The sequence below is a fragment of the Nitrobacter sp. genome (genome assembly GCF_047149785.1).
Taxonomy (GTDB): domain Bacteria; phylum Pseudomonadota; class Alphaproteobacteria; order Rhizobiales; family Xanthobacteraceae; genus Nitrobacter.
The window spans coordinates 1,465,832-1,477,614 of the sequence record NZ_BAAGBE010000001.1; the positions used below are offsets into that span (position 1 = coordinate 1,465,832).

The window sequence follows — 11,783 nt, forward strand, 5'->3', positions numbered from 1 at the left end:
GACCGTTGGCGGCTGTCTCTTAGCGAAATGAGGCGGTTGCGTGACAGATGGCCCTATCACGTTCAATTGCCTGCATTCAATACAAAGACGTTCGAAAAGAGCAATGATAACAGATGTTTTTGATCTTCCGCACCCCGGCGACGGCTGTGGTAAGATTTGGCCGTGCGCCGGGCCGAATCAAAACGGACCTCCAGATTGCGATCGATAGCGCCCCGCCGCAGTCGGCTGGGGCCGTGTTTGGGCCTCGCGGTCGGACTGCTCGCCGGATGGTCGGAAGCGGCCCTGGCAAGTCCGGGCTATGCCATCGCGATGCACGGCAAACCGGCTTTGCCGGCCGATTTCAGTCAGATGCCCTACGCCAACCCGGATGCGCCCAAAGGTGGCCGGCTGATCCAGAGCGTTACGGGCAGCTTCGACAGCCTCAACCCCTTCATCGTCAAAGGCGTTGCGCTCCAGCAAATACGCGGATTCGTGGTCGAGAGCCTGATGGCGAGAGGCAACGACGAACCCTTCACGCTGTACGGCCTGCTGGCGGACAGCATCGACACGGACGAGGCCCGAACCTACGCCACCTTCCACCTCAACCCGCTGGCGCGTTTTTCCGACGGACGCCCCGTCCGCGCCGAAGACGTGCTGTTTTCCTGGCAACTTCTGCGCGACAAGGGACGCCCCAATCATCGCCAGTATTATTCGAAGGTCGCAAGGGCCGAGGCGCTCGACGAGCGCACGGTACGCTTCGATTTCGGCGGAACCGGAGATCGCGAACTGCCGCTGATTCTCGGCCTGATGCCGATCCTGCCGAAACACGCGATCGACGCCGCGACCTTCGAGCAGACCTCGATGACCGCGCCGCTGGGTTCCGGGCCGTATCGCGTAACCGCGGTGAAGCCCGGGGCGAGTGTCACGCTGACGCGCAATCCGGACTATTGGGGGCGTGACCTGCCGGTCAATCGCGGCCTGTGGAACTTCGAGGAGATCAGGTTCGACTTCTATCGCGAGGCCAACAGTCAGTTCGAAGCCTTCAAACGCGGATTGTACGATTTTCGCGTCGAGACCGAACCGCTGCGCTGGCATGACGGGTACGATTTTCCCGCCGCGCGCAACGGTCGGCTCATTCGCGAAGCCATCAAGACCGGCCTGCCTGCGCCATCGGAATATCTGGTCTTCAATACGCGACGGCCGATGTTCTCCGACATCCGTGTCCGCCAAGCGCTGACGCTTCTGTTCGATTTCGAGTGGATCAATCGCAACTATTTCTTCGGGCTTTACAGCCGCGCCGGCGGTTTCTTCGCGGGATCGGAACTGTCGGCCTATGCGCGCCCCGCCGACGAACGGGAACGCTCGTTGCTGAAGCCGTTCGGGTCGGCCGTGCGGCAGGACATTCTCGACGGCAGCTATCGTTTGCCGGTGACGGACGGTTCGGGTCGCGACCGCAAGGCGCTGCGCGCCGCCCTCGCCCTGCTGTCGCAAGCCGGTTACGAGCTTGACGGGACGGTTTTGCGTCACCGCTCGACGGGGGCGCCCCTCGCCTTCGAGATCCTGGTGACGACGCGCGATCAGGAACGTATCGCGCTGACCTATGCGCGCGATCTCAAGCGGGCCGGCATTGCAGTAACCGTGCGTTCGGTCGATGCCGTGCAGTTCGACCAGCGGCGGCTCGGTTTCGATTTCGACATGATCCCGAACCGCTGGGATCAATCGCTGTCGCCGGGCAACGAGCAGTCCTTTTACTGGGGCAGCGAGGCCGCAGACATCCAGGGAACGCGAAATTACATGGGCGCGAAGAATCCGGCGATCGACGCCATGATCGCCGCCCTGCTTGAGGCGAAAAGCCGGCCCCACTTCGTGGACGCGGTTCGCGCGCTCGACCGGGTCCTGATGTCCGGCTTCTACGCAATTCCGGTCTACAACATTCAAGAGCAATGGATTGCGCGCTGGAATCGGATAGAACGGCCATCAGCGACCGCGTTGACCGGATACCTCCCCGAAACATGGTGGCACAGGCCGCCGAAGCCGAGCAAGTAACGTCGTGCTCCAGAACAACACATCGCCCACGCTGGACGAACTGTTCGGCCGCATCCTCGCCCGGCAGCCGGATCAACCGGCGCTGATCGATCCGCCCGACAAGTTGCGGGTGACCGGACAGCCGCCGCGGCGCCTGACCTTCGCGCAGGCCGACCGGGCCGTCTCGGCGCTGGCGGGCCATTTTATCGAAGCCGGCCTGCCGCCCAATTCGGTGATCGCGGTTCAACTGCCTCACACCGTCGAGCTGGCGGTGACGGTGCTCGCCGCATATCGCGCCGGGCTGATCGTCGCGCTGTTGCCGCAACTTTGGCGGCACGCCGAATTGACTGTCGCGCTCAACCGGACCGGTGCGCGCGCGATCGTGGCCATGGGACGCATCGACGGCGTCGATCATGCCGAGCTTGCGATGAACGCCGCCGCCGAAGCCTTCTCCATCCGTCATGTCTGCGGCTTCGGCAGCGACTTGCCGGAAGGCATGGTCCCGCTGGATCTTGCCGTGGATAACTCGAACACCGGCAACGCGGGACTTGCGGTCCAGGATTCGCGCCGCGCGGCGCTCGTGACGTTCGAGGGTTCGGGTTCAGGCTTTCGCGCCGTGCCGCGAACCCACGTCAACCTGATCGCCGCCGGTCTTGCGATATTCCTCGAGAGCGGATTGCCTCAGGGTGCAACGATCCTGTCTGCCTTCGCGCCGTCGTCATTCGCCGGACTGACATCGTCGTTCGTGATGTGGCTGCTGAGCGGCGGCACGCTGGCGATGCATCATCCCTTCGATGAGCGTGTCATGATACGGCAGATCGAGGCGGACGGCTGCGACACGCTGGTTGCGCCGGCTCCGCTGGCATTGCGGATGGCGGAGGCCGAGGCTCTGTCCTCCGTGCGAAGCCTGCGCCATATCATCGGTCTGTGGCGGGCCCCGGAGCAGGTCGGGTCCAGCGCGCTCTGGCCCCAAACCGGGATCCGGATGACGGACGTCTATCTGTTCGGCGAAGCCGGCCTTTTCGGCGCCCGGCGCGCGGACGACGGGACGCCTTCGCCGGTCATGCCCGGTCCTTATCGGGCGCCGCCGGAGGTCCCCGCCTCGTCCACGGCGGGCGAGATCGTTTTGACTACCAAGGGAACGCTCGGTTTGCGGGGACCGATGGTTCCGGTCGCGGCTTACGCCACATCGGACGGGCCTTCCGATGCCTTCGCGTCGCTATCGCCGCCGGACTATGTCGATACAGGTTACGCCGCGCGGATCGATCGCACCTCGGGCGCTATCACCATCACGGCCCCGCCATCCGGTGTCATGGCGGTCGGCGGCTACCGGTTTCTTGCGGATGACCTTCAGGAATGGTCGCGGCGGCTCGGACAGAACGCGATGCTGACGGCGCTTCCCGACCGCCTGAGCGGCCACCGCCTCGCCGGCCGAGCGGGAGACAATGCGCGCGCCCGCGAGGCGCTTGCTGAACTGGGTCTCAACCCCTTGATGGTGGAAGCATTTCGTGACCGGACGGTGGCAACTGATTGAATCCGGCGGCATTCATTGACCCGGCATTAAGGGCGGCAAACTAGGATCGCGCGCGTTCGCACGCATCCGAGTTCCGCAAAGATGTCCCAGCAAGGTCCGCTCATCGTTGTCGCATCCCGAGAGCACCGACCGTCAACCACGCCGCTGTTCGGTCTGAATATCCTTCCCGTCATCGACATCGGTTGGGCCGAGGCACCGAAGGCGGTCGCAGAACTTCATCCGACAGCCGTGCTTGTCGCCGCGACGGAAGGCGCGGGCGCGGCATTCGAGCGTCTCGCGGACCAGGTGGCCGCAATACGGCCCTATGTCCCGTTGATCGTCGTCGATCCCGCCAATCCCTGCCCCGACAACGCGCTTCCCTATTCATCCTCGAACGGCGGCTTCGATCGGCTCGGCGCGCGTCTCAAGGCGGCGCTGCGCGTGCGGACCTTGCACGCGACCGTGCTTCGGCGGCTCGCGAGCAATCCGGCCGGTCCTGTACGCCAGCCGGACAATGACCCGCTCCAGGACGCGACCGTTCTCCTGATCGGGCGCGGCGCCGCCTATCCAGCGCTGTCAGTTGTTTTTGGCGAACGGCTCGGCGTGATCGGCGCGCTCAGCATCGAGGCGGCGGCGAAGCATCTCAACGTGCGCAGCGTGGACGGCCTCATCATCGGCGAAGGGTTCACTCCGCGCGTGGTCGATGCGCTTCTCACCGTGCTGGCGGAAGACACCCGCTTTCGTAATCTGCCGGTCGTCGTCACGACCGGCGGCCTCGCGGCGACCTACGATCTCCCCAATCTCGAAGTGACGTCAGGCGAGCCCGCGCACATCGCAAGCACATTCCTGCCCCTGGTTCGGCAACATGCCTTCGAAGCTCGTCTCTGTCGTATATTGAAATCCCTCGATGCGGGAGGCTTGCTGGATCCGCGCACCGGCCTTCTCACCGTGGATGCCTTCCATCGCGAACTCAATACGGCGATCAACCAAACCCGATCCCACGGTGGAAGGCTCTCCGTCGCGCGCTTCTCGCTCGACCAGAAGCAGGAACGCCCGGTATTCGATGCGGCGCGTATTTTGAGTCGGCTGATGCGGAGAATGGATTTCGGCACGCTCGAGAACGACGGGTCGATCATCGTGGCTTTCGTCGACGTCGATCCCCGCAATGCCCACATGATCGCACGGCGGCTTTCGAGCGTGATGAAGCACACCGCGCACAGCAACAAGCGTGCATTGAGGATCGATCCCCATGTCGCCTTGACGGTGTGTCAGCCCGACGATTCAGCGAGATCCGTTCTCGCCCGACTGAACGACGAGGCCCACCGCGCGGCGTCGTAACAGCGTTACGCCGCCTTGCGATCTTCCGCGAGATTGGCGAGCTGGCGCATGATGTCGGTGGTTCCCGTCAGGCGCTCCTCCGGCGTTTCCCAGCTCTGGAAGAACACCACCTTCATATCGGGGCGAACCCTCGCCGCCTGCCCGTGCTGGCGGATGAAATAGACCAGTCGATCGGGTTGCGCGAACTTGTTGTCACGGAAGGAAATCACGGCGCCCTTCGGCCCGGTGTCCACCTTCTCGACATTGGCGCGACGGCAATAGCCCTTGATCGCCGCGACCTTGAACAGGTAACGGACTTCATCCGGCAGCGGGCCGAACCGGTCACGCAGTTCCGCGGCGAAATTGTCGATCTCGTCATCGGTGTCGAGGTCGGCCAGCCGGCGATACAGCGACAACCTGACCGCGAGATCGGCGACGTAGTCTTCCGGAATCAGGACCGGCATGCCGATGGTGATCTGCGGCGACCACCGCTCGTCGTCGACAGATTCCGTCATGCCGGTTTTCAGGTTCTGAATCGCTTCCTCCAGCATCGACTGGTAGAGTTCAAACCCGACCTCCTTGATGTGGCCTGACTGCTCCTCGCCGAGCAGGTTTCCGGCGCCGCGAATGTCGAGGTCGTGCGATGCAAGCTGGAAGCCTGCTCCGAGCGTTTCAAGCGATTGCAGAACCTTGAGGCGGCGCTCGGCCTGCGCCGTGATCTTGTGCGTCGAGGGCAGCGTGAACAGCGCGTAAGCGCGCAGCTTCGAGCGACCCACCCGGCCGCGCAACTGATAGAGTTGCGCCAATCCGAACATGTCGGCGCGATGCACGATCAGGGTATTGGCGGACGGAATGTCGAGACCCGACTCCACGATGGTGGTGGAGAGCAGGACATCATACTTGCCGTCGTAAAAGGCCGACATGATGTCCTCGATCACCGTCGGCGGCATCTGCCCGTGGGCGACGGCGACCTTCATCTCCGGCACGTGCTTGTCGAGAAACTCCTTCACCTCGGCCAGGTCGTCGATGCGCGGCACCACATAGAAGGCCTGGCCGCCGCGATAGCGTTCGCGCAGCAACGCCTCGCGGATCATCAAGGGATCGTGCGGCGCCACGAAGGTACGCACCGCAAGCCGATCGACCGGCGGCGAGGCAATGATCGAGAGATCGCGCACACCGGTCAGCGCCAGTTGCAGGGTGCGCGGAATCGGAGTCGCGCTCAGCGTCAGCACGTGGACCTGCGCGCGCAACTGCTTCAGCCGCTCCTTGTGGCTAACGCCGAAATGCTGTTCCTCGTCCACCACGAGAAGTCCGAGATCCCTGAACTTGATCGACTTGCCGAGCAGCGCGTGGGTGCCCACCACGATATCGACCGAGCCGTCGGCAAGTCCCTTCTTGACCTGCGCCAACTCCTTCGGCGACACCAGCCGCGACGCCTGCGCGACGTTGACGGGAAAACCGCGGAACCGCTCGGTGAATGTTTTGGCATGCTGGCGCGCCAGCAACGTCGTCGGCACCACGACGGCGACCTGCTTGCCGTCGAGCGCAACGGCGAAGGCCGCCCGCAACGCCACCTCGGTCTTGCCAAAGCCGACGTCGCCGCACACCAGCCGATCCATCGGCCGGCCGCTCTCCAGGTCTTTCAGCGACGCTTCGATCGCACTGAGTTGATCCTCGGTTTCCTCATAAGGGAAGCGCGCGCAGAACTCGTCATAAAGGCCGGATTGCACCGGCAGCTTCGGCGCTTCGTGCAATTGCCGCGCCGCCGCAACCTTGATCAATTCGCCGGCGATCTCGCGAATACGATTTTTCAGCTTGGCCTTGCGCGCCTGCCAGCCACCGCCGCCGAGACGATCGAGTTCGACATTGGCCTGATCGGACCCGTAGCGCGACAACAGTTCGATGTTCTCGACCGGCAGGAACAGCTTGGTCTCGTTGGCGTAGCGCAGTTCGAGGCAATCGTGCGGCGCGCCGCTCACTTCGAGCGTCTGCAAACCGACGAAACGCCCGATGCCGTGCTCGACATGGACGACGAGATCGCCGGCCGCGAGACTGGTCGCTTCCGAGATGAAATTCTCAAGCTTGCGGCTCGCCTTGCGCGGCCGCACCAGACGATCGCCGAGAATGTCCTGTTCGCTGATGACGGCGACGGTCTCGGTCTCGAATCCCGATTCCATGCCGACGACCGCCAGCATCACCTCATTGCGCGGCGTGGCCTGAACCGTGCGCCAGACATTGACGCTCGTCAGGTTGAGCAGCTTGTGGTCCCGCAACATGCTCGCCATGCGATCGCGCGACCCCTCGCTCCACAACGCAACGACGACTTTCTTCCGTACGGCCTGTAACGCCTGAATGTGGGATACGACGGATTCGAAAACGTTGACGGTGGCGTCCGCCCGCTCGGGCGCGAAATTCCGCCCCTGCCTCGCGCCGGCATCGATGGCATCGACGGCTTCGTCCGGCACCGCGAAAGGCGTCAGCCGCACCAGCGCGGTTTCGCTGATGCGCTTCGTCCATTCGTCCGGCGTCAGATAAAGCCGGTCGGGCGGAAGCGGTTTGTAGACGGCACCGCCGCCGGAATGCTCAACGGCCTCGCGCCGCGCCTCGTAGTAGTCCGCGATCTGCTTGAAACGCTCGTTCGCTGCGTCCTCGCCCTGTGGCTCAACGGCGATGGTCGCGCCGTCGAGATAATCGAACAGCGTGTCCATGCGTTCGTGAAACAGCGGCAGCCAGTGCTCCATGCCGGGATACCGCCGCCCCTCGCTGACGGCCTCGTACAACAGGTCGTCCGGTCCGGGCGCTCCGAACGCGGCGACATATCCCATCCGGAAACGCCGGATGGTTTCGGTGACGAATTGGAATTCGGAAATCGGGACCAGATCGAGCGATCGTACGTCGAGCAGCGTGCGCTGGGTTTCCGCGTCGAACGAGCGGATCGATTCCAGGGAGTCGCCGAAGAAGTCGAACCGGACGGGCTGGTCGAGACTGGAGGGAAACAGATCGAGGATGCCGCCGCGCACGGCGTATTCGCCGGGCTCGCGAACCGTCGAGGAGCGGTTGTAGCCGTTGTGCTCCAGCCAGGCGACGATCGAGTCCATCGGCACCACGTGGCCCGGCGCGACCGACAGAGCCTGGGACGCGACGATCTCGCGCGCAGGCACGCGTTGCACAATGGCGTTGACGGTCGTGAGCAGGATCAGAGGCGCCTCGCTGCCGGCCAGACGGGACAGCCGCGCCAGCGTCGTGAGCCGCTGGGCGAGGACGCCGCCGTGCGGCGAAACCCGATCGTAGGGCTGACAGTCCCATGCCGGAAACTGCATCACCGAAATATCGGGCGCGAAAAATTCCAGCGCGCGCGCCAGTTGCTGCATGCGCGGACCATCCCGGCAGATCACTGCGAGGCTGACGGCCGAAGCCTGCCGCCCTGCCTTGGCCTTGATGGCGCGGGCAAGATCCGAAGCGACCAGCCCTTCGGCGCCCTCCGCGACGTTGGCGAGCGTCAGCGGGCGACCGGGCGACAGCGAGTCCGCGGGCGATCGTGCGGTCGTCTTCATGCGTCGGGACCTGTCGGCGAAAACGATTTGATGCGATCGAACAGAGCCGTGCGGTATTGGCGAGCCAGCGGAACACCGCCGCTCAACGCGGCATACAGGTCCGGGTCCGGGACCTCGATCAGGCTCTCGAAATCGATCAACTCCGCATCGGTGAGCGAGCCGATTTCCGCATCGGCAAACCGGCCGAGGATCAGGTCCATCTCGCGCATGCCGCGATGCCAGCAGCGGAACAAAAGCCGTTTGCGGCGGTCGTCAAGGCCGCCGCTCGATCGTGTCGATCCCGTCATCAATCCCATCCGAACGCCGAAAGCCCGGACGAGCCGGGCCGGCATCATATAGCCGTGGCGATCGGGGATGTCAGCACCTGTTCGCGCATTGCATAATCCGGAAATTGCATTCAAGGCTTCCCGGGTGAGCCCCGGTCCACCTGACTTTCGTCGAGTCGCGCGATGCGCCCTGCACTGCTCAATCCTCTCTTTGCATTGGTGACCAGCCTGCCCGGCGTCGGCCCGAAGCAGGACAAGCTGTTCCGATATCTGCTCGGCCGCGACCAGACCCCGCGCCTGATCGATCTACTGTTTCACCTGCCTGCAAGCGTCATCGACCGCAGGGCGCGACCCAAAATCCGCGATGCCGTTCCCGGCACCGTGGTGACGCTGGGGGTGACGGTCGAGCGTCATCGCCCCGCGCCGCCCGGACGCTCGCGCGCGCCGCATCTCGTCCACGCCAGCGACGAGACCGGAGACGTCGTGCTGACCTACTTCCGCGCCAAGCCGGACTACGTCGAAAAGCTGCTTCCCGTCGGAGCCAGGCGCTATGTGTCCGGCACCGCACAGATGTTCGACGGTACCTTGCAGATCGTTCATCCCGACCGCGTTGTCGACGAGGCGGGACTGGCAAAACTCTCCGGTATCGACCCGGTCTATCCTCTCACCGAGGGTCTGGCGCTGGGCACATTGCGGCGCGCGATCGCGATGGCCCTGCAAAGGCTCCCGGCGCTGCCCAAATGGATCAGCCCGGAAATCCTGCGCCGCTGCGGCTTTCCGTCGATGGCGGAAGCGCTGCATCGCGTTCACGTGCCATTGGAATTGACCGATATCCTGCCGGAAGGTCCGTTCTGGTCACGCCTGGCCTTCGACGAATTGCTCGCCGGACAACTCGCGCTGGCGCTGGTGCGCGCGCGGCTTCGCCGGCCGGCGGGTATCCGGCACGCCGGCGACGGACATCTGCGCAACAGGATCATCGACGCGCTGCCCTATGCCCTGACCGCATCTCAACAACAGGCGGTCGCCGCGATCATTGACGACCTGCGGCAACCCGTGCGGATGCTGCGGCTGCTTCAAGGCGACGTCGGCTCCGGCAAGACGGTCGTCGCGCTGCTCGCCGCCGCCGCGGCAGCCGAAGCCGGCAAGCAGACCGCGCTGATGGCGCCGACCGAGATCCTCGCACGCCAGCATATCAAGACCATCGCGCCGCTGGCCGAACAGGCGGGCTTGCGCGTCGCCATCCTGACCGGACGCGAGAAAGGCAGGGAGCGGCGCGAGATTACCGCGCGCCTCGCCGACGGCGACATCGACCTGCTCGTCGGCACCCACGCGCTGATCCAGGACGACGTCGCATTCAAGGCGCTGGCGCTGGCGGTCGTCGACGAACAACACCGTTTCGGCGTGCGCGAGCGTCTGGCCTTGACCGCCAAGGGCGAGGCCGTCGATGTGCTGGTGCTGAGCGCGACACCGATTCCGCGCACGCTGGTTCTCACCTATTTCGGCGATATGGACGTCTCCGAACTGCGCGAAAAGCCCGCCGGCCGGCAGCCGATCGATACCCGCGCCGTCTCCGACAGCCGATTGGACGAGGTGATCGATGCGGTCGGCCGTGCGGTGAAGGCCGGCAAGCTGGTCTACTGGATCTGTCCGCTGGTCGAGGAATCCGAGACCGTGAATCTCACCGATGCCGAGCAACGGTTCGACAGCCTCAAGGCGCGCTTCGGCGACAAGGTCGGTCTGGTCCACGGCAAGATGCGCGGGTCCGAAAAAGACCGCATGATGGCGCAGTTCGCGGCGGCCGAAATCAATCTGCTGGTCGCGACGACGGTTGTCGAGGTCGGCGTTGACGTTCCGGCGGCGACCATCATGGTCATCGAGAACGCCGAGCGTTTCGGCCTTGCGCAACTCCACCAGCTACGAGGACGGATCGGCCGCGGCTCCGAGCCTTCGACCTGCCTGCTGCTCTACCGCGAGCCGCTGGGCGAGATGTCCGATGCGCGGCTACGAGTGATCCGGGAAACCACCGATGGCTTCCGCATCGCCGAAGAAGATTTGAGGCTGCGCGGCGAAGGCGATATCCTCGGTACCCGCCAAAGCGGCCTGCCCGGCTACCGCATTGCCCGCTCCGATGTCCACGCGCAGCTTATCGCACAGGCCCGCGACGAAGCCTTGCGCATCATGAAGCAGAACCCGAAGCTGTCCGGCTCGCACGGCGAAGCCTTGCGATGCCTGCTCTATCTGTTCGAGCGCGACGAGGCCCTGCCCCTGATCGGCGCGGGCTGAAAATCAGTCGACCTTTGCGGTCTCGGGGGTAAAGGCGGAATCATTCGCCGCGCGAGCCGCATTGGCCATATCCGCAAGGGCCGCGAGCTTCTTCTGCGGATCGGAATTAGGCTGAACGACGCCGGCGGACATGATCAGGGTTGCCGCTTCCTCCGTGCTCATGTCGACCTCGACGACCTTGCTCTTCGGCACGTAGAAGAAAAAACCCGTTGTCGGATTGGGAGCGCAAGGCAGGAACACTGAAATGTGCTCCTCCTGACCCGGAAGCCGGGCGGCGACATTCGCGCTCGGGACCTGCGAAATGAGAACGATCGACCACATGCCGGGCGACGGAAATTCGACCAGGCCGACCTTGCGCAGGCTCGAACCGGATCCGGAAAAAAGCGTTTCGAACACCTGCTTGAGTCCGCGGTAGATCGCCCGCACCACCGGCATCCGGCCGAGGATCTTTTCGCCAAAATCGACAAGCGTCCGGCCGATCAGGTTGGCCGTGAGGAAGCCGAGCATCGTCAGCGCGAATACCGCGACGATCAAACCCGATCCCGGCACTCCGAAGGGCAGGTACGTTTCCGGCCGATACGCGATCGGGACGAACGGCCGCACCAGGTTGTCGACCCAGTTCACAAACCACCAGGTCAAATAAAGCGTTATCGCGACCGGGCCTGCGACAATCAGGCCGGTCAGAAAGTAATTCCGGAATCGCGCGATGACGCCGCGGGGCACCTCCGGGTGAGGGTCGCCTGACGCGCCGCTCGAAGAATTGTTACGGGTCATCGTGGTTCCAGATCAAGATGTCCAAATAGGCAGTATCCGCTCATATAGGCATTCCGGCAGACTTTGCATGCG

At 64.2% G+C, this 11,783-nt stretch carries 7 protein-coding genes; 4 read left to right on the forward strand and 3 right to left on the reverse strand.

All coding sequences use genetic code 11. The features are described from left to right. Positions 1-309: 309 nt before the first annotated feature. The 3 genes from ACMDCM_RS06790 to ACMDCM_RS06800 all read left to right on the forward strand — a co-directional run bounded on the left by ACMDCM_RS06790 (position 310) and on the right by ACMDCM_RS06800 (position 4,855). Positions 310-2,025: an extracellular solute-binding protein gene (locus ACMDCM_RS06790; protein WP_412774684.1), complete on the forward strand. Its 1,716-nt coding sequence runs from the start codon at positions 310-312 to the stop codon at positions 2,023-2,025. A gap of 4 nt (positions 2,026-2,029) precedes the next feature. Further along, a complete protein-coding gene (locus tag ACMDCM_RS06795; protein WP_412772861.1) occupies positions 2,030-3,538 on the forward strand; it encodes an AMP-binding protein in 1,509 nt (502 codons plus the stop codon). Positions 3,539-3,619: 81 nt separating this feature from the next. After that, positions 3,620-4,855, forward strand: coding sequence for a GGDEF domain-containing protein (locus ACMDCM_RS06800; protein WP_412772862.1), 1,236 nt, complete (start codon positions 3,620-3,622; stop codon positions 4,853-4,855). Between the two features lie 5 nt (positions 4,856-4,860). Here the strand turns inward: ACMDCM_RS06800 and mfd are convergent, their stop codons facing one another. Continuing rightward, a complete protein-coding gene (mfd, locus tag ACMDCM_RS06805) occupies positions 4,861-8,388 on the reverse strand; it encodes a transcription-repair coupling factor (RefSeq protein ID WP_412772863.1) in 3,528 nt (1,175 codons plus the stop codon). Then, a complete protein-coding gene (locus ACMDCM_RS06810) occupies positions 8,385-8,675 on the reverse strand; it encodes an FAD assembly factor SdhE (RefSeq protein WP_412772864.1) in 291 nt (96 codons plus the stop codon). The genes mfd and ACMDCM_RS06810 overlap by 4 nt, the downstream gene beginning before the upstream one ends. Before the next feature lie 162 nt (positions 8,676-8,837). On the opposite strand from ACMDCM_RS06810, the gene recG reads away from it, so the two are divergent. After that, positions 8,838-10,937 (forward strand): ATP-dependent DNA helicase RecG, encoded by a 2,100-nt coding sequence (gene recG / locus ACMDCM_RS06815; RefSeq protein ID WP_412772865.1) that lies wholly within the window; start codon positions 8,838-8,840, stop codon positions 10,935-10,937. A 3-nt stretch (positions 10,938-10,940) separates the two neighbouring features. Here the strand turns inward: recG and ACMDCM_RS06820 are convergent, their stop codons facing one another. Further along, complete coding sequence (locus ACMDCM_RS06820; protein WP_412772866.1) at positions 10,941-11,711, reverse strand: DUF502 domain-containing protein; 771 nt, start codon at positions 11,709-11,711, stop codon at positions 10,941-10,943. Positions 11,712-11,783 lie beyond the last annotated feature (72 nt).

Excerpts from the sequence above, each read along its gene's own strand:
- ACMDCM_RS06790 (WP_412774684.1), top strand. The coding sequence starts at position 310 with ATGCACGGCAAACCGGCTTTGCCGGCCGATTTCAGTCAGATGCCCTAC.
- ACMDCM_RS06800 (WP_412772862.1), top strand. The coding sequence starts at position 3,620 with ATGTCCCAGCAAGGTCCGCTCATCGTTGTCGCATCCCGAGAGCACCGA.
- mfd (WP_412772863.1), bottom strand. The coding sequence starts at position 8,388 with ATGAAGACGACCGCACGATCGCCCGCGGACTCGCTGTCGCCCGGTCGC.
- ACMDCM_RS06810 (WP_412772864.1), bottom strand. The coding sequence starts at position 8,675 with ATGACGGGATCGACACGATCGAGCGGCGGCCTTGACGACCGCCGCAAA.
- recG (WP_412772865.1), top strand. The coding sequence starts at position 8,838 with ATGCGCCCTGCACTGCTCAATCCTCTCTTTGCATTGGTGACCAGCCTG.
- ACMDCM_RS06820 (WP_412772866.1), bottom strand. The coding sequence starts at position 11,711 with ATGACCCGTAACAATTCTTCGAGCGGCGCGTCAGGCGACCCTCACCCG.